The sequence below is a fragment of the Agarivorans sp. TSD2052 genome (assembly GCF_023238625.1).
Lineage (GTDB): Bacteria > Pseudomonadota > Gammaproteobacteria > Enterobacterales > Celerinatantimonadaceae > Agarivorans.
Map to the genome: position 1 here is coordinate 293806 of NZ_CP096670.1, position 19291 is coordinate 313096.

16 protein-coding genes are annotated in these 19291 nt (G+C 45.3%); 9 read left to right on the forward strand and 7 right to left on the reverse strand.

From position 1 onward, the window contains the following. The first annotated feature begins 59 nt into the window (after positions 1-59). From M0C34_RS01385 to M0C34_RS01400, 4 genes are all read left to right on the forward strand, one after another. A complete protein-coding gene (locus M0C34_RS01385) occupies positions 60-317 on the forward strand; it encodes a GrxA family glutaredoxin (protein ID WP_248713883.1) in 258 nt (85 codons plus the stop codon). A 168-nt stretch (positions 318-485) separates the two neighbouring features. After that, positions 486-683 (forward strand): DUF4250 domain-containing protein, encoded by a 198-nt coding sequence (locus tag M0C34_RS01390; RefSeq protein WP_248713884.1) that lies wholly within the window; start codon positions 486-488, stop codon positions 681-683. 134 nt (positions 684-817) lie between these two features. Beyond that, on the forward strand, positions 818-1411 hold the full coding sequence (locus M0C34_RS01395) for a hypothetical protein (protein WP_248713885.1): 594 nt from the start codon (positions 818-820) through the stop codon (positions 1409-1411). Between the two features lie 213 nt (positions 1412-1624). Beyond that, on the forward strand, positions 1625-2644 hold the full coding sequence (locus tag M0C34_RS01400) for a porin (protein ID WP_248713886.1): 1020 nt from the start codon (positions 1625-1627) through the stop codon (positions 2642-2644). A 176-nt stretch (positions 2645-2820) separates the two neighbouring features. Here M0C34_RS01400 and argA read toward each other — a convergent pair whose 3' ends face one another. After that, on the reverse strand, positions 2821-4152 hold the full coding sequence (argA, locus tag M0C34_RS01405) for an amino-acid N-acetyltransferase (RefSeq protein WP_248713887.1): 1332 nt from the start codon (positions 4150-4152) through the stop codon (positions 2821-2823). A gap of 168 nt (positions 4153-4320) precedes the next feature. Here argA and M0C34_RS01410 point away from each other — a divergent pair, with 168 nt between their 5' ends. Beyond that, positions 4321-5061, forward strand: a complete 741-nt coding sequence (locus M0C34_RS01410) for a TetR/AcrR family transcriptional regulator (RefSeq protein ID WP_248713888.1) — start codon at positions 4321-4323, stop codon at positions 5059-5061. On the opposite strand, the gene M0C34_RS01415 is transcribed toward M0C34_RS01410, so the two are convergent. After that, positions 5053-5265 (reverse strand): hypothetical protein, encoded by a 213-nt coding sequence (locus tag M0C34_RS01415; protein ID WP_248713889.1) that lies wholly within the window; start codon positions 5263-5265, stop codon positions 5053-5055. The two genes, M0C34_RS01410 and M0C34_RS01415, sit on opposite strands and share 9 nt — an antisense overlap. 172 nt (positions 5266-5437) lie before the next feature. Here M0C34_RS01415 and M0C34_RS01420 point away from each other — a divergent pair, with 172 nt between their 5' ends. Further along, positions 5438-6262, forward strand: coding sequence for an HDOD domain-containing protein (locus M0C34_RS01420; protein ID WP_248713890.1), 825 nt, complete (start codon positions 5438-5440; stop codon positions 6260-6262). Between the two features lie 106 nt (positions 6263-6368). Here the strand turns inward: M0C34_RS01420 and M0C34_RS01425 are convergent, their stop codons facing one another. From M0C34_RS01425 to M0C34_RS01440, 4 genes are all read right to left on the reverse strand, one after another. Beyond that, a complete protein-coding gene (locus M0C34_RS01425; RefSeq protein ID WP_248715577.1) occupies positions 6369-9506 on the reverse strand; it encodes an efflux RND transporter permease subunit in 3138 nt (1045 codons plus the stop codon). Positions 9507-9518: 12 nt separating this feature from the next. Then, positions 9519-10682, reverse strand: a complete 1164-nt coding sequence (locus M0C34_RS01430; protein WP_248713891.1) for an efflux RND transporter periplasmic adaptor subunit — start codon at positions 10680-10682, stop codon at positions 9519-9521. Between the two features lie 6 nt (positions 10683-10688). Next, positions 10689-12044, reverse strand: coding sequence for a TolC family protein (locus tag M0C34_RS01435; RefSeq protein WP_248713892.1), 1356 nt, complete (start codon positions 12042-12044; stop codon positions 10689-10691). A gap of 186 nt (positions 12045-12230) precedes the next feature. Then, on the reverse strand, positions 12231-12935 hold the full coding sequence (locus M0C34_RS01440; protein ID WP_248713893.1) for a glutamine amidotransferase-related protein: 705 nt from the start codon (positions 12933-12935) through the stop codon (positions 12231-12233). A 133-nt stretch (positions 12936-13068) separates the two neighbouring features. On the opposite strand from M0C34_RS01440, the gene M0C34_RS01445 reads away from it, so the two are divergent. After that, positions 13069-14565 carry an aldehyde dehydrogenase gene (locus M0C34_RS01445; RefSeq protein ID WP_248713894.1) on the forward strand — a complete coding sequence of 499 codons (1497 nt, stop codon included), beginning with the start codon at positions 13069-13071 and terminating at the stop codon, positions 14563-14565. 13 nt (positions 14566-14578) lie between these two features. On the opposite strand, the gene M0C34_RS01450 is transcribed toward M0C34_RS01445, so the two are convergent. Continuing rightward, on the reverse strand, positions 14579-14770 hold the full coding sequence (locus tag M0C34_RS01450; RefSeq protein WP_248713895.1) for a hypothetical protein: 192 nt from the start codon (positions 14768-14770) through the stop codon (positions 14579-14581). 295 nt (positions 14771-15065) lie between these two features. Here M0C34_RS01450 and M0C34_RS01455 point away from each other — a divergent pair, with 295 nt between their 5' ends. Together M0C34_RS01455 and M0C34_RS01460 are read left to right on the forward strand one after the other, a co-directional pair. Next, complete coding sequence (locus M0C34_RS01455; protein ID WP_248713896.1) at positions 15066-16166, forward strand: efflux RND transporter periplasmic adaptor subunit; 1101 nt, start codon at positions 15066-15068, stop codon at positions 16164-16166. Next, positions 16166-19252, forward strand: a complete 3087-nt coding sequence (locus tag M0C34_RS01460) for an efflux RND transporter permease subunit (protein WP_248713897.1) — start codon at positions 16166-16168, stop codon at positions 19250-19252. The genes M0C34_RS01455 and M0C34_RS01460 overlap by 1 nt, the downstream gene beginning before the upstream one ends. The last annotated feature ends 39 nt before the right edge of the window (positions 19253-19291 follow it).

Below are 19291 nucleotides of genomic sequence, written 5' to 3' on the forward strand. Positions count from 1 at the left end.
TTTTAATTTTTTAATTAGCCGTTATAGTAGAACCAGTTTAATTCCCTTGGAGTGTAATAATGTTTGCAGTAATTTTTGGTCGTCCTGGTTGCCCATATTGTGTTCGTGCTAAGCAAATTGCAGAGCAATTGAGTGCCGCCCATGAAGATTATAACTACCGTTATGTGGATATTCATGCTGAGGGTATTTCTAAAGCTGACTTAGAAAAAACCGTAGGCAAGCCAGTGGAAACGGTACCGCAAATTTTTGTCGATGAAGCGCACGTAGGTGGATGCACCGAATATGAAGCCCTAATGCGCGAACAGTTCGATATCTAAGTACTCTCTTTTGTTAACAACAAAGCCAGGCTCCGGTCTGGCTTTGCTGTTTCTAGTAAACTAAACAATACAAATAAGCACTGAGCTATCAGCCTAAAATAATTCCATTAATCGAAAAATCTTAACTAAGCTGAAATGAGATGGTGTGACCATTTACATGAGGAGCGGATGATGGATGCGAGTTATTTACTTAATTTAGAGCCCAGCATTATTTTGGGGATCGTCAATGAAAAGCTACGCCTAGAATGCGACAGTCTAGAAGATTTGGCGCTAACATTCGGTTTTGAAGAGCGCTCATTGTCTCGCCGGCTAGAAACCATTGGTTACCACTATGATGTAATCACCAATCAGTTTAAAGCCATATAGCGGCTACTGGGATTATTGAAAAACGCGCGACTGTTAGGTGAGTGAGGCTTAGGTTATTCCAAGTTAAGCTTATTTAGACTTGGCATAAGTTACTGAATAGTAGACACTGATACCGTGTCTACTGGAGGTGACTTATGCTTAAAAAAGGATTTTTGTTTCTCGGTTTATTGGTATCGTTACCCGCATTAGCAGATGTGAGTGTGGGAGCCGGCTACACCTTTGGTGGCGAAATGGATGACCTAAATACTGAACAAACCTATTCCGTCCGTTCATCTCCTTCCTATATGGCTGCCTTCGATTTTGCTACTAATTCTGGCGAAACTCGTAAACGAGAAAGCTTCGATAATTACGTTGGCGCTTTAGTGTCGTGGCAAAACACCGAGATGGACGATCAGCAGTCAACCGATGTTGATGTTGTTTATGCCCACCTAACGGCTTCTCGTCGTTGGCATTATGAAAACTTTGAGACCTTCGCTAGCGGTGGGGCCGGAATGACACACTTTGCGGCAAGCCCTGGCAGCGATAAGCAACGTTTCTCTATTAGTATTGGTGGGGGGTATTTTTATCATCTAAGCAAAAACCTAGATTTAAAACTGGAGGGGCGTCTTTATAGCACCTTTGTCAACGAAGGCACCAAGATCCAATGTGGTCCCGGTTGTGAAGTCACATTTACAGGCAGTTACTGGTCGCAACTGGGTTTGAATTTGGGTTTAAACTACCGCTTTTAGCCTCTGTTTATAATGCATCTTTATTCTTTTTTAAGTTGTTATTGATTAACTTATGAAAAAGTAAAATGCTTATTAATTATGTGTTTATGGTGATTTTCATAAAGTTCCTTTGTCATTAATCTTTAATGATTCAGTCACCTAACTGTCATTTTTCGTCCCTAGAATTTGCTCAACTTATTTAGTTGATGTAGTTCACATTTTTTAGGGATTCAAATGAAAAAGCTTACTCTTATTGCGCTAGCGGTTGCTACCGCCTCCGGTTCGGTTCAAGCCGCTAAAGTATATCAAGACGAAAAACACGCTGTTGATTTATATGGTCGTGTTTATGCGGGTTATACTGCGGGTGATGACGCTGGTAAGTCAGATAATTTTGGTGCAGATCAATATGTTCGTTTTGGCGCTAAAGCTAAATCTAACTTCGGTGAGTCAAATTACGCTTTAGCCCGTTATGAGCTGCAAATGGAGAATAACGGTGAAGGTGATAATACCTCTGCCACTAAGGCGCGCTTAGCTTATGCTGGGTTTGGCGGCGACTTTGGCCAGGTCACTTTTGGTCGTAACTACGGCGCTTTAGAGTTAATCGCTGATTGGACAGACTCAAGTTATGTTAACCCTTACGGCAACTCAGCGATTGGCATTAGCTCTAGCCGTGAAGAAGGCATTGGTCGTTCAGATAACGTATTAAAGTACGCGGGCGAATTCAGTGGTTTTGATATTCATGCTTCTTACAAGTTTAACGATAATCAGAAAGACGAGACTGGCGCCAGCCAAGATAACTCGGCTTATGGCTTGGCCTTGGCTTACACTTTTGACTTCGGTTTAGGTCTCGGTGCTGGTTACAACATGGCGAGTAATGCTGACGGTATTGACGATAGCAAAATGGCCTTAGTTGGCGTTAACTACGATGCAAACGGTGTTTACGCGGCAGCGAACTACTCAACGGGTACTAACAACAAAGCTTTCAAGCAACACTCTGCTGATAAACAAGGTGATTACACCGGATATGAATTAGTGGCGGGTTACAAGTTCACCAAGGCCTTCCGTGCCCAAGTCATGTGGAACAAATCAGAGCTTGATCCAAAAGATGGCGATAAGTATGACAATGTTGATTACTACACCATCGAAGGTCGCTACGACCTCACTAAGCAACTGCGTATCGTAGCGGCTTACCAACTTAACAACATCGATGATGCCGAAAACGAGTTGCACTTCGCGGCTCGTTATGACTTCTAATTGGGTGTATTACACACTAAGTGCCTAACTTAGTGTGTTTGTTTATTTCTGCGTATGTTTGTTTTTTGCCAGCTCTGCCTAGAGCTGGCTTTTTGTTGGTCGCTTGCACCACATGCCTGCCAATAAAAAGGAAGGCCTTAACCTTCCTTCGTTCTCACTCTTATTTGATGGGGTTCTTAGCTCTCAATATCCATCAGCAAAATTTTAGAACGCCGCTGTAGGTTATATATAGCTTGTTTCTCGGTGGGTAAATCTTCAAAATCAGCGGGTGAAAAGCCACGTTCTCTAAACCAGTGAATACTCTTGGTGGTAAGAACGAATAGCTGGCCTAAACCTTGTTGGCGAGCGCGTTTGATGATGGCTTGTAGCAAGCGATCGCCTCGGCTTGCTTGGCGATATTGGGGGTGGCTAACCAAACAAGCTAGCTCACCAATGTTTTCTTCAGCGAAGGCATAAAGGGCTGCGCAGCCAATAATCATTCCATCTCGTTCTACAATGGTGAAGCGTTCAATCTCCATCTCCAGCAGTTCTCGTGAGCGACGAACTAAGATCCCTTCTTCTTCTAGGGGTCTTATTAATTCAATAATACCGTTGATATCATCCAGTCTCGCTAGCCGCACCCGTTCATAACTATATTGAACTAATTGCGTACCACTGCCGTCACGAGTATACAGTTCTTGAAGTAACGAACCATCTTGCTGATAACTGACTAAGTGACAACGTTCTATGCCGCGGTCGCTACATTGTATTGCTGCACTTAAATACCGCAATGTGTCTTTATCGGTGGTTCTTAAGAATTGCTCTGAGCGCATTAACTGATTGGCGGTGTCGGGGAGTAGTTCGCTAACCAGTTGGCCATGTTGATCATGAATACCTTGCTCTGGGCAAAAATAGATAACCTTGTCTGCTTTTAGCGATACAGCAATCTCGGTAGTGATGTCTTCAGAACAAATATTAAATAGTTCGCCGGTAACTGATACGCCTATCGGCGATACCATGACAATCTCGCCATGTTCTAACTGACGTTGAATACTTTGATGGTTGATACGCCTTACTTTTCCGGTATGCAAAAAATCAATGCCGTCTTCAACACCAATAGGCTGAGCAACCACGAAGTTACCACGCACGACGTTAATATGGGCTTGGTGCAAAGGAGAGTTAACTAAGCCCATCGAAAGCTGGGCTTCGATATCCATTTGAATCTGGCCAACAGCTTGTTTTATGATGTTTAGGCTGCGTTCATCGGTGATGCGTTGCTCCCCGGCGAATAGGCAGCTATGTTGATGAGCGGCGAGCAAGGCATCAATTTGTGGCCTAGCCCCACAAACCAAGACAATTTTTACCCCTAAGGTTTTTAGTAGGGCAATGTCTTGGATAATATTACTGAAATTGTCACTGCTACTCGCTTCACCACTTAACATGACAACAAATGTTTTGCCGCGGTGGGCATTTATGTAGGGGGCAGACTGGCGAAACCAGCTGACTAAATCTTCGGCAGAGCGGTCCAATGTCTTCTCCGTGAATAACTATTTGTTAGATTCGACTAAAAAGTCAAATATAGTGATATTGTTGCATAGTCTACAATATTGTCGAGTGTTAATTTTCTCGATAAGCGGATGATTATAGCATTGCTCTTTGGCTGGGAGTTGTTTACAGCGGCAAGGTAGCGTATAAGCATGCTGTGTTATTTTATGACCGCGTCATTTAATTTTTATCAAATCAACGGTTTGATAGGTAATTTTAATTTTCTAGAGGTAAATATGGAGAACTATGTTGTCCCAGACCATTTGGCCATGCGTAACCAACCGAGCCAAGAGCGCACTAGACGACTAGTTGAAGACATTTTAGATAACACTCTCGTGTTAATAAAGGAACAAGGCCTAGCCGCCGTTAATACTAATCTGATCGCCCAAAGTTGCGCTATTGATATTGCTTCTTTGTACCGCTTTTTTAAAAACAAAGAAGCCATTTTTTTCGCCTTGGCTCATCGTTGGTTTAAAAAAGTACAACGGGTTGTTGAAGAGTCAAATTTTCAGCAAGCGGTGGGTAACATTGTTGATTATGCTAATAGTGGTCAGATTAAAATTAACGCTTTAGCTGAAACAGAAGTGATGTTGGTAAGCTTTCACGAGTTATTTACGCATGACAAAGACTTTAAAGCCCTTGAAAATTGGCACCGTTCTATTCTCATCGAGCATACCAAAGCCTCTTTTAGGCAGAATGGCTCTAACTGGGATGATGAAGCCTTAACCAGTGTTTGTCTTTACCTATATGGTTTTACTAGAAATTTCATGGCTGGAACCATTGGCATTACTGCCGAAGAGCTGCACCATCAGTTTGCCTGGTATCAAATTATGCTAGATAGACTTCGTGAGTTGGTACTAAAGCAGGCAGTGCCGACGCAGTTTTTACGCTAGTGCGTCACTGATCATATGCGCTTGACTGGTACTTGGGTATTCTTGTGCGTCTACCAGTTTTTCTGCGCCTAAGCAGTGAAGCCAAGAACCATAATCTAAGGTTTCGTCTCCTAGAATTAATTCTTTCAGTACCTGTTCAGACAAACCTTGAGTGATAGGTTTACAGCTGGGCCAAGATTTCCTGTCATTTTGTGCGATCGTCACTGTATTTTCCGCGCCTATAAGGTCAAACTATTCCGAATACATCTTTAGTGTGGGTCAATTAAGCAAAAAGCTAATTCATGACTTGTCGTATTGTGAAGTGGTGCTTAATTTTTGACCGTTTTGTGTGCCAAAGCCAGATTTGCTTCACACAATATTTTTAGGAGAGTTACCCATGGAACTGGAAGCCTTTTTCCAGCAAGTTAAAAAACTTCCGGTGATGCCACAAATCATGCAGGAATTATTAACCAGCATAAATGATGATAGCGTTGATCTTCACCACTTAGGAAGAAAGCTAGCCACTGATCAGTCGTTGGGAGCAAACGTACTTAAAATGGCAAACTCGGCTGCTTTTCGAGGGGTGAAGCAGATTGATTCTATAGAAGCCGCCGCTATCCGTTTGGGCTTAAAGCGGGTCCGCTCTATCGTTGTTGCCGCAGGTTTAAATGGCATGATGCCAACTAAAGGCTTCGACCAGCAGCAGTTTTGGTCACAAGCTATGTACGTAGCCTTGCTGTCTCAGGCCCTTGCCAAATGTACCGAGGTTGACCCTGACACCGCTTTTACCTGCGGTATGTTGCATAACTTTGGTGAATTGCTGATCGCGAGTGCCACACCTGAAGAGGCTGGTTTAATAGAGTTATGCCTTGAGAGTGGCGAAACCCGGGTATCGGCGCAAAGGCAAACCTTGGGCTTAGACTACGCGCAAATTGGCGGTGAGTTAGCCCATCGTTGGAATTTCTCTCCTTTAGTCACCGATGCGATCGAACAGCAACTTAACCCGATGGATTATGATGAGGTTTCTCAACCTGCGGTATTAATTCGTTTGGCTATTTTCGCGCATCATGCGCTTGATGCAGGTTTAAGTGCTGAGATGGTATGCAGCAACTTACCGGCTCCGTTATGTGAGCTAGTTGGCCTCAATAAAGATAATGCCACTCTATTTGTTGAGGAAGCATTAGAGCAAGCCGAAGACATGGTCTCTGCCAGTGTGGTTTAAGCAGACATACATCTTGTTTTAAAAAAGGGCTGCCTAAGCCCTTTTTTATATCCACATTTTGCCTCATTAGGCTCATCTAAACCTAGAGGCACTATCTACCTTGGGTTTAGCTAGCTGATTTTTCAAATCCTTGTCGCCACCACGCTTTTAATCCATGTAAACCGCGCTTCGCATCTTCTAGCAGTAAATAGTTCACTGGTACTATCAATAAAGTGATCATGGTGGCGAAGAGAATACCGAAGCCTAAGGATACCGCCATAGGAATCAAAAATTGAGCTTGGGTACTTTTCTCAAAAATTAACGGCATTAAACCGGCAAAGGTAGTTAAAGACGTTAAAATCACCGCTCTGAAGCGGGCCACTCCAGCATTGGTCACTGCCGTGAGCAATTCGACACCTTTAGCGCGTTGGCGGTTTATGTAGTCAACTAACACCAAGCTATCGTTAACTACAACCCCAGTTAAGGCAAGCATCCCCATCATGCTCATAATGGTTAATGGCATGCCCATGATCATATGACCGACTACAGCGCCCACCGCGCCATAGGGAATAATCGACATCACAACTAAAGGTTGCCAGTAAGAGCCAAACGGTATCGCCAATAGTCCGTAAATCACAAACAGCACAAATATCAAACCCAAGCCTAAGCTTGAAAAAGAATCACGCTGCTCTTTGGCTTCGCCCTCTAAGCTGGCATTAACCTGCGGATAAGCCACTAAGGTGTCACTTAGCCATTGTTGTAACTCACTTTTTATTACTTCGATATTGGCCTGTGCTTTATTAACGTCGGCACGAATGTTTTGCGTACGTAAGCGATCAATACGGGTGATGGTGGCCGGGCTTTGCGAAGGCGTAATGGTGGCCACTTCACTAAATGGAAGCTCCGCTCCGGTGGGCGTTCGAATTAGCATAGTATTTAAATTGTACTGTGAACGCCGTTCGCTGGCAGGGTAACGAACATACACTTTTACATCTTCTTTGCCGCGTTGAATTCGTTGTACTTGGTAGCCGAAGAAAGCACTACGTACTTGCTGTGCTAAGTCGTTTAGGCTCAACCCTAAGGCTTGTGCCTGTGGCTTAATATTTAGCTGTAACTCAAGTTTGCCATTGGCGAGGCTGTCTTCAACGTCAAACACTGCAGGATACTCCGCCAGCTTTTGTTTGGTTAAGCTAGCCACCTGTGCCATAGCGGCAAAATCGTTACTGCTTAGTTGCACATCTAAGGGCGATCCTCCGCGGCCAATTTCTGCTCGAAAGGTGAGGCTTTCAGCGCCGGGTAAGCCGCCGATCAATTGACGCCATTCTTTGACTAATTGACTGCTAGTAACGTTGTCGGTGCGCGACTCTGGGGGCTCAATCTCAAATATGACTCGGCCAACATTACTTTGACCGCTACCTGAGCCTCCACTCGAACCACTGGTTGCTAAGATATTTAAAATAATGCTGTCACCGCCATCAGGGTCGCGATATTTGTCTTGCAGGATTAAGGCCGCATCTAACATGCGATTGATGTAGTTGTCGGTGGTATTAAAAGCGGTTCCTGCCGGCATCACTAAGCTTGCTCTCGCGGTTTCGCTAGGTACTCTAGGGAAGAAAATGAACCTCACCCAGCCTGATGTTGCTAAAGATAAAATGATGATGAAAATGCTAATGGCGACACTGGCACTGAGTAAGCGTCTAGATAACACCCGTTTTAGTAGTGGGCGGTAAAAGCGCAAAATGGCATTTTCGAAACCATCTGCAATTTTGTTTTGCCAATAGCTAAAACGGCCCTGTTTATTTGGATCTACCGGTTTTATGTGTTTTAAGTGAGCCGGCAGAATCAATTTTGATTCGACGAGAGAAAATAACAACACTGGAATCACAATCAGCGGGATTTGCGCAAAAATTTTGCCGCGAACCCCATCAATCATCATCAAAGGTAAAAAAGCGGCCACGGTGGTTAATACCCCAAAGGTAACCGGAACCGCAACTTCTTGAGTACCTTTAATTGCAGCGTGAAGGGGCTCTTCCCCGGCCTTAAGATGGGTGTATATATTTTCTCCGGTGACAATCGCATCATCAACCAAGATCCCCAGCACCATAATAAAGGCAAACAAGGAAATAATATTAATGGTGACATCTAGGGTTGGCATCAGTAATAAGCCACCCATAAAGCTGATTGGGATACCTATACATACCCAAACCGCAATGGCTGGGCGCAGAAAAATAGCCAATAGCAAAGCCACTAATATACAGCCTTGGATCGCGCTATTTTTGAGGGTATTGAGACGCGCTTTAACAATCTTGGCACTATCACGCCAATAGTTGAGTGACAAGCCTTGGGGCAGAAAGGCTTGCTTGTCGACGATGTATTGTTTTACCGCTTCTGAGATAGCAATTGCGCTTTGGTCACCCACTCGGTAAACCTCAATCATTACCGCAGGCTGATTATTAAAGCGATTAACGATAGGCGTTTCTTCGAAACCGTCCACAACTGTGGCTATATCCGACAGTTTAATTCGAGTACCGTCTGCTCGACTGATAATCACCAGATCGTCAAAGTCACCACCAATGTAAGCTTGTCCTTTGGTGCGCAACAGTATTTCACCACCTTGGGTTTTTACCGAGCCAGCGGACAAATCCAGAGAAGCTTGGCGGATGGTTTCGGCTACTTTACTCAGTTCTAAGCCGTATTCACGAAGCTTTTGTTCAGACACCTCAATGGATATTTCATAAGGGGCAACCGAATCGAGTTCTACTTGGGTTAGCTCAGGTAATTGTAACAATTCATCACGAATAGATTCGGCTACGAGTCGTAATTCTTTGTGTTTCAGCTCGCCAGAGATGGCAACGGTAATCGTTTCGCGCTTTCTTTGACTTAGGCTCACGACTGGGCGCTCGGCATCACTGGGAAAGGTATTGATGGCGTCGATTCGAGACTTAATGTCGCTCATTACATCTCGAGTGTCATAGCGTGAATTGATTTCAGCGCTGACGCGAGCAGCCCCTTCTTGGGAGACTGAGGAAATTTGCTCGACTCCCTCGATATCGCTAATCGCTTCTTCGATGCGAATTGCTAGGCTCTCTTCGCTTTCTTCTGGGCTTGAGCCCGGTAAGGCGATGCTTACGTTTACCATGTCCAGTTCAAACTCTGGGAACACTTCAAGCGGCAAGCGAAATTTAGCCGAGTACAAACCCAGGCCAACAATGAGCACCATGAGTAAATTGGCCGCTACATGGTTGCGGGTAAACCAAGCAATCATTCCGTGCATGGCTTACTCTCCTACCGCTTGTGCTGGGGTGCCACTGATCACTCTGCCCAGTGGCGTTGTGACCAGTACCTGCCCATTTTCAATGCCGCCTTCAATGATGAAGTGTTGCGGGTCTTGCCAAACCACATCCACGCTTTTACGTTGCAGTAATCCATCTTCAAGAATAATGACTTGTTGGTCTGAGTAAAGTGCACTGCGGGGTATTACAAACACATTGTTGAGGGTATTGCCGGTGATGCTTGCACTAACAAATTGGCCAATTTTTAACGGTGGTTTATCTTCATTTGCTGGGCCATAAGGATCATCAATTTGTGCCACTACAAACAGCTGTCGGCTGCTGCTGTCTAACGCCGCTTCACTGCGCTCTATTTGTGCTTGCCAGCTAAATTGCTTATTACCAAACTGAGTACTGACTTGAACCTCGGGTTTAGCCTCTGAGCTGTCCCGTTGGCGGTAGTTTTCAGGAATGCTTAATACACTTTGTTCACGTGAGCTTAACGGTAAACGTATTTCTAGGTAGTCAATGGCATAACTGCTGGCCAGCTTAGTTCCACTGCTGACGTATTCGCCCAGTTCTACATTTTTGTCGATGATTCTACCGGCGTAAGGCGCGCGAATAATGGTCCTTTCTAAGTCCAACTTGGCTTTCGTTAACTTAGCTTTTGCCGAGGCTGAAGCCGCCTGTTGGGCTGCCAGTTGGGGTTTACGTAATACTAAGTCATTGGCCGGTTTACCTTTGCCTAAACGCTTCCAATCACGCAATGCTTGTTCTACTTTGGCTGACTCTTCTGCTAATTGCAGTTGGGTGGTCTGTAGTTCTGCTTCGGCAATGGTAATCGCGTTCTGATAGTCTCTGGCATCAATTTTTAGTAGTACTTCACCTTTTTCAAAAAAGGCTCCTTCACGAAAGTTGGCTGCTACATAGGTAATACTGCCAGCAACTTGAGAGATCAAGTTAGCTTCGGTATGAGCTTGAATGCTGCCGTAAGAATTAACTTTAGCAACATAGTCTTGTGCTTGAAGCGGGCTGACTTCTACCGATAATTTAGCTATTTGTGCCTTGGGCTTGCGTTGCGCCTCTGGTTTATTTGCTTTGATATATTGGCTAACCGCAATGCCGATGATGATAACGATTAACGGCAAACTCAATCTCAGTAATTTGGCCATTGTAGGCTAAGCTCCAGGTTCAAATAGTGGTTCTGAGGCAAAGGCCTCACGGGTAGTTTGTGGCTGATTCAAGCTGCCACCTAAGGCTAGGTATAGCGCGATACGGTTTTGTAACTGTAAATTGAGTGCGCTAATCGCGCTGCTTCGAGCGTCAAAGGCGCGTCGCTGAGACTCGAGTACCGTTACGTAGCCATTTAAACCCGCTAAATAGTTTTCAAAGGCGAGGGTTTCCGCTTGTTTTGAGTCTTCAGCTGCGGCCGCTAACAATTGGGCATTTTGATAGAGGCTGGGTTCAAGATTTAAGCGCTCTTCTACCTCGGCAAAACCGCTTAATACTTGCTCTAGATAGGCTGCGTTGAGTGATTGAGCGCGGGCATATTGCTGTAATTGCAAGTTTTCTCGGCGGTTGGCGTCAAATATGGGCGCTGTAATACCGGCAAATAATGACCACACAACTGAATCACCATTTAATAACTGATTAAGTTGTTCACTCTGGCTACCACCGCTGGCGGTTAGCGTGAGGCTAGGAAAGCGATCGCGATAGGCGGCATACACCCGCAGGTCGGCTGCGGCTAATTGGTATTGGGCAGCCTTAATATCATGTCTACGTTGCAGTAATTCAGACGGTACACCGGCAGGAAGGGTGTCTAAAGGAACGTTTAACTCACCCTCGACTAAAATGGTGCCGCTGGGATAACGCCCTAGTAGCAATTCTAGCTCTCTTTGCGCTTGGCTTAGTTGGTTGACTCGATTATTTTGTTGTACTTGGGCTGCACTTAAATCGGCTCGGGCTAAATACACATCTAAGGCACTATTAAGGCCACTTTGGTAACTCTCATCAATAATCTGCAAATTGGCTTTGAGATTGCTAAAACGCTCGTTAATCAAGGCCAGCTGCTGCTGAGCTTCAAGCACGTTGTACCATTGTTGTGCGGTGGTAGCCGCTAAATCAATTTGCTGTTGTTGCCATTGTTCAAAACTGACTTTTGCATCAAGCACCGCGGCTTGTTGGCGAGCATCGAGTTTGCCTAACCAGTCAATCTCCCAGCTGAAATCAACACCTAAGCTGAGTTGAGAGGTTGAGCTGCTATTCGCGCCGCTGCGTTGCCCACTAACAAAAGCATTAACACTAGGCCATTGTTGGGCGTTTTCAATTTGTATCTGATAAAGCTGCTGGTCTAGCGAATAACCAGCTTGTCGCAGCGCGGGATTGCTGCTTAGCGCTTCTGTGACTAACTCTTGCAAGGGGACAGGCAGGGCTTGTTCGAAGCGTTGGTCAACAAAGCTGCCTGATTGATAGCTGCTGGTCCAACTAGGGGCTGAAACTTCAGGAACCTCGTTGTGATTAGGAGTATCGGTCATACTACATCCTAGTAGCAGCGTGCTCCCTAATATGATCCACGCCCTTAACAGCCGCTGCATCTTTATCCCTATTTAAATTGAATATCCTTATTAGCGTTATTTAACGTTGCCAATAGCGTGTTGTCGATAGCCAATGCCGCGCTTTTACACAATCTTTACAGAAAAGCCGAATAATTGATTTTTTTGTCAGACATTTTGACGATACATTTGCAAAATCCAAGTAAACACCAGCTCTGCGTTAAGTGTATGATTTAGACTCGACTTAGCTAAAACGAACTGATTGGGCGATAAGATCAGTTGTCTTTTATCAATTAGCGCTGCGGCGTAGTCTTTATCAAATTCAGGATGTCCTTGAATAGCAAAGATATGTTCGCTGATCTGAAACATGAAATAGGGGCAAAAGTCACTACTGGCTAACAGCACTGCTGCATCGGGTAATTGGCTGACCTGATCTTGGTGACTGACTAAAATATTAAAGCTTTCGCTACTTAGCTCAGACCATGAAGGGGGCTTAGTTAAGCTATTTTGAGCAACGCCTAAACCCCAACCTTTATCTGATTTACTAACCGCACCACCTAGTGCTCGGGCGATTATTTGATGGCCGAAACAAATACCTGCTAAGGGGCGTTTTAGCTGGTGGCATTGCTGTATCCAAGTTTGCAATTGCAATATCCATGGATGCTGATCATAAGCGTTATGTCGGCTGCCGGTGATCAGAAAGCCATCAAAGTCCTCCAGTTCAGGTAACTCACCTTCTAGGGTGTTAAATATTTGATAACTTAAGCGAGAGTCCTGCGCCGATAAATGGTGAATGAACATATCGGGATATTCACCAAAGGTTTTGGCTAAATGCGGGTCTACTCGATCGCAGTTAAGAATAGCAATCTGCATCTTTGGATTCCTAAAATAAACAATGCTTCAAACATAAACTGTTAAATAAATTGTATCAACCCTAGAATAATAATTAATATTTGTGTAGTTTTGTTAATTATTGAATGACAGTGATGGTTTACTCGGAGGTAACATGACGCAACATGATGTGCAGTATTGGCAGCAACAGGCTCTTCAATTAGAGTTTCCGCAACAAGCATTTATTAACGGGAAGTTCGTAGATGCTGTTTCTGGTAAGACCTTTGCTTGCATCAATCCGGCGAACGGTGAGCGATTAGCCAGCGTTGCCGAGTGTGATGCCGCCGATGTAGAGATTGCGGTAAAGGCGGCCCGTGATGCCTATACCCAAGGTGTTTGGTCAAATAAAGCCCCGGCCGAGCGCAAAGCCGTGTTACTAAAATTTGCTGCTTTGATCGATCAGCACCATTCACAATTAGCCTTGTTAGAAAGCTTAGACATGGGCAAGCCTATCGCTGATGCGCTATCTTACGATGCGTCGGCAGCGGCTCGTTGCATAGCTTGGAATGCCGAAGCTATCGACAAACTTTATGATGAAGTTGCCCCTGTCACCCGTGATGCCTTAGCCCTAGTGACCCGAGAAGCCTTAGGGGTGGTAGCGGCAATCGTACCGTGGAATTTTCCCTTAGTGATGGCGTCTTGGAAAATTGGTCCAGCTTTAGCTACTGGTAATTCGGTCATTCTTAAACCTTCTGAAAAATCACCATTGAGTGCATTAATGTTGGCTAAATTGGCTCAACAAGCGGGCATTCCTGATGGTGTGTTTAACGTACTGCCAGGATATGGGCATACGGCTGGCCAAGCTTTAGCGCTGCACATGGATGTAGACTGTATTACCTTCACAGGCTCAACTGGGGTGGGTAAAAAGCTAGTAGAGTTTTCTGGTCAATCTAACCTTAAGCGCGCTTTTATGGAGTGTGGTGGCAAGAGCCCAAACTTAGTCTGCGCCGATGTGGCTGACCTCGATAAAGCCGCGGCAACCGCGGTAGCGTCGATCTTTTATAACCAAGGTGAAGTATGTACTGCAGCCTCACGGTTAATTGTACATCGCAGTATCCATAAATTATTGCTCGACAAAATGCTAAATTTAGTCGAGCAATGGCAGCCTAGTAATCCTCTCGACCCAACAACAAGTATGGGAGCCATGGTGGATGAAGCGCAGATGCAACGGGTGCTTGGCTTTATTGAAGGAGCAAAAAGCCAAGGTGCAACATTACTGTGTGGTGGCGAGCAAGCCCTACAACACACAGGCGGCTTCTATATACAGCCTACAATTTTCGACGATGTAGATGCCAGCCTCGACATTGTGAAGCAAGAAATATTTGGCCCGGTATTAGTGGTGCAAGTATTTGATGACTTAGAGCAGGGCATAGCCTTAGCCAACGATACCGACTTTGGTTTAGCGGCGGGTGTATGGACTGCGGATCTCAATACAGCGGTTCGCACTTCTCGAGCTTTGCGAGCGGGTACGGTGTTTGTTAATAATTGGGATGGTGGAGACATGACTATGCCATTTGGCGGTTTTAAACAGTCAGGCAATGGCCGCGACAAGTCATTACACGCTTTGGATAAGTATACCGAGCTCAAATCTACCTGGATAGATTTAACGTAGTGGGCCAGTAAGCCTATTTGTCCAAGCCTTCGGGCTTGGGCGCCTCATAAAAATGGTCCAAAATAAATTGTTGATCCAAGGGGTTTAGATCAAAGCGAAACGCCACTTCATTTAACGAGCGATAATCATGACAATGATGCTCACCAATGTATTTAACCGCTCTCACTAAGTCGGTGCCTTTAGGCAATAAACTACAATCACTCATCGTTTGCCCTCCACATTGCTTGCTTTAAGTATAGTGCTAAAGGCCTATTTAGCCTCGTATTCAGCTTAATCAAGCTAACAACGGTCTATAGTTAAGCTTGTTAAGTCTAAGACCGAGCACGAGAGAATGCTTATGTGGCTATCACTGGGCACGATATTTAGCGGCAAACTAATCAGTGCGCTGTTGGGCAGCTTAATAAGTATTTGTCGATTGAGTGGGCAAACACTAGACACTCAAGCACACTCTTTCTACACTGAGTAATGCATTCATTAGATTGGTTACATTGGACGTTACTATGCTTAGGTCACTATTTTCTCTCACTTTTTTGTTTATCCCTCTGATTGTCGTGGCACAAGACGCTGCGGTTAATTCTGCGGAGGCAAAAAACGTGGCACAAGTTAAAAGTTTTGTACCGGTCTTAAGTGAAAGCTATTCCGTTGAACGGCAGTTTGTCGGTCAAGTTATCGCTAAACAACGGGCTGATATTGGCTTTGAATTGGCGGGTAAAATCTCGCAAATTTTCGTTGATGAAGGAGAGCGGGTCGAGCAAGGTGATATATTAATGCAGCTAGATACTGAGCTATTAGAGATCGAGTTCATTGATTTACAAGCTCAGTTACAACAGCTCGCTGCCGATGCTTCACTGGTAAAAGCCAATCTTAAACGGGTTCAGTCCTTGAAAACTGAAGGCTATGCTTCCGAGCAAAGTGTTGATGAACTGATCGCTCAACAAAAATCGTTACGGGCGAATAAAGCGCGTATCGATGCATCGATAAAAGCCAATAGAACACGCATTGAAAAGTCTACACTGCTGGCGCCCTACAGCGGTATTATCGACAGCCGTACCGTTTCTGAAGGGGCGGTAATAGGCGCTTCTCAGCCTGTGCTTACGGTACTTCAGCTTGGCGCTAATGAAATTAAAGTGGGTGTGCCAGTGCGGCTACTAGAGCATGTAGACATGCTTACCCCTAAATCTGTCACGGTGGCTAAGCGCGATTACAGTGTTGATTTGGTCGCCTCGGGGGGGCAAGTAGACCCAGCAACTCGTACTGTACAATTGCGTTTTGCTTTGCCTGAAAATGACCGTTTGATTAGCGGTCAACTGGCTTATCTAAATGTCATTGAACGGGTGAATGAACCCGGCTATTGGATCCCGGTTAGCGCCATTACCGATGGTGTTCGAGGTTTATGGAATATCTACGCGATAGTCGCAAAAGACGATGGTCATTATGAGTTAGAGAGGCGTGATGTGAGTGTACGTTATGCCACTGAAGATAAAGCCTTTGTCCGCGGAGCGTTAAAGCCTGGCGAGGCGATAGTTGCCACCGGCATGCACCGCTACGTACCCGGTCAAACGGTTAACCCTAGCAATATTAGCGATGAGGCTAGCCAGTAATGATAGCTGCTATTTATAACAACGGTCGTTTTATCGCCCTACTGATCACTTTGATAGTGGTGGCGGGTTTAGGAGCAATAAGTACCTTACCACGCAGTGAAGATCCTAAAATAACCAGCCGTTTTGCTAGCATTGTTACTCAGTACCCTGGCGCTTCAGCTGAGCGGGTCGAAGCTTTAGTGACTGAGCTAATTGAAAACAAAATCAGAAAATTACCCGAAATTAAACGCGTGCAGTCTTCTTCTCGTCCTGGGTTTTCAGTGTTGCAAGTGGAGCTGAACGATGACGTGATTGATGTTGTCCCCATTTGGGCAAGGGTTCGAGACTTAGTCGGAGAGTTACCGCCATTTTTACCCGCGGGCACTTCTGAGCCGGTGGTTGATGACGATCGGGGTTATGCCTTTACCAGTTTGGTTGCCTTACGCTGGGTAGGGCCCGGTGAGGCAGATCTAGCTATTTTAGGCCGTTATGCCAAAGAGTTACAAAACCGTTTACGTAATGTTTCTGGTACAGATTTTGTAGATTTGCAGGGGCAAGGCGTAGAAGAAATTCTGGTTGAAATAGAACCTTACCAAGCGGCCGCGTTAAAACTTACCACCGAGCAAGTTTCGCAAATGATTGCCGGAGCCGATGCTAAAGTGTCAGCCGGTGAGTTAAGCAACGACTACACCCGAATGCAGCTCGAATTAGAGGGCGAGTTGGACTCGCTAGAACGCATTAAAGATATCCCCATTAGTAGTGCTGAAAATGGCTTTGTCTATCGCTTGGGTGATCTGGCGACAGTTAGCCGACAGCTTAAGTCTCCGCCTGAGCAGATAGCCGTCGTTGAACGTCAACCTGCAGTAGTGGTTGGCATCAGAATGTTAGCTGAATACCGCGTTGATCTATGGAGCGCGCGCGTCGACAAAACTTTGGATGAATTTCGCAGTATTTTGCCTAGTAACGTGAATGCTGAGATCATTTTTGAACAAGACGGTTATACCTCTAAGCGACTGGGTGAGCTGGTGGTTAACGTACTTATCGGTTTTGCCATTATCGTCGCGGTATTACTGCTGACCCTAGGTTGGCGCTCGGCATTGATTGTAGGTTTATCGCTGCCGCTAACGGTAATGTTTACCTTGGCATGCATGAAGTTTTACGGCTTACCTATTCATCAGATGTCGGTCACGGGCTTAGTGGTGGCATTGGGGATCATGGTGGACAATGCCATTGTTATGGCCGATACCATCGCGCAAAAACGCCAGCAAGGAAAATCAGGGCTGCAGGCGGTAACGGAGTCAATTAAACACCTTTGGCTGCCGTTATTGGGCTCAACTTTAACCACCATACTGGCCTTTTTACCTATCGTATTGATGCCAGGCCCCGCTGGTGAGTTTGTGGGGGGCATCGCTTTAAGTGTTATTTTCTCACTTATTGGCTCTTACTTTATCTCGCATACCCTAGTGGCAACCTTCTCTGGGCATTTTCTACCTTCGCAGCAAACCGCTGATCATTGGTATGAAAAAGGCATTCAATTAGCCAGCTTAAGTAATGGCTTTCATGCCTGCTTACGAGCCAGTTTACGTTATCCTAAAATCACTATTTTATTGGTGTCTGCGCTACCGATGTTTGGTTTTTATAGTGCCGGAAGCCTCACCGAGCAATTTTTCCCGCCGTCTGATCGAGATATGTTCCAAATTGAAGTGTATATGGCGCCTCAAGCCAGTATTTATGCCACTGAGCGCTTAACCGAGAGTGTGACTGAACATCTCTACAGTAAAGAGGGGATTAAGTCAGTGAGCTGGTTTGTCGGCAATAATGCCCCCTCGTTCTATTACAACTTAATGCTGCGTCAACAAGGGGCAAAAAACTATGCCCAAGCAATGATTACTACCGATGATTTTAGAGCGGCTAACCGGCTGATTCCCTTATTACAATCAGAGTTAGACTCACTCTACCCTGAAGCGCAAATTTTGGTGCGCAAGCTAGAACAAGGCCCTCCTTTTAACGCGCCTATCGAACTTAGGGTATATGGTCCTAATCTAGATCAGCTTAAAGAACTAGGTGACCAATACCGACGGATATTGGCTGAGATCCCTCATGTTATTCACACTCGAGCAACCCTATTAGCAGGGACTCCTAAAGTGTGGTTGAAAATGAATGAGGATGCTTCACGCCTGAGTGGGGTCACCCTTACTCAAGTTGCGGGGCAATTACAGGCTAATTTAGAAGGACGCATTAATGGCAGCGTATTAGAGGCCAGTGAGTCGCTACCGGTAAGGATCCGCCTAGCCGATGAACAACGTAAAGAGTTAGCTAGCTTAGGGGATATCACCTTAACCAGCGAGATTGCCGGAAATATTCCTTTGGCTTCTTTGGCCGAGTTTGATATTCGACCAAGCCGAGGAGAGATTCCTCGCCGCAATGGTAAGCGGATTAATGTGGTAGAGGGTTACCTCACTACCGATATTTTACCCGAGCAAGTTTTAGAGGTGTTTAGAGAGCGCCTAATAGAAGAAAACATACCGTTACCTGCCGGTTACACTTTGGAGTTTGGCGGGGAAGGCGCCGAGCGTAATGAAGCCGTTGGCAACCTATTAGCCAGTGTGGGCATTATTGCGGTGTTACTGGTGACGGTAGTGGTGCTTTCATTTAACTCATTTAGGTTGAGCTTTTTGATCATGTTTACCGCTATTCAAGCGGCGGGTTTGGGTCTATTAAGCGTATTTTTAGGTAATTATCCCTTTGGCTTTACGGTGATTATTGGTTTACTCGGGTTAATTGGTTTAGCCATTAACGCTGCGATTGTGATTGTCGCCGAGCTTAAATCTGATGCTAAAGCCTGTGCGGGTGATAGTGAGTCGATTTGCTTTGGGGTATTAAGTTGTACTCGGCATATTAGCTCTACCACTATTACCACCGTGGGGGGCTTCTTACCGCTGATTTTAGCCGGTGGTGGTTTTTGGCCACCTTTTGCTGTTGCCATTGCAGGCGGCACAGTATTAACCACCATGCTGTCTTTCTTCTTTGTGCCAGTGGTATTTTCATTAATTGCCAAAGGTAAACGCAAAATCCCATCGGTTGGGGAACCTACCGTCGCTCACTAATACATGATGGCCAACAAAAAAGCCGCTTCATCAAGGAAG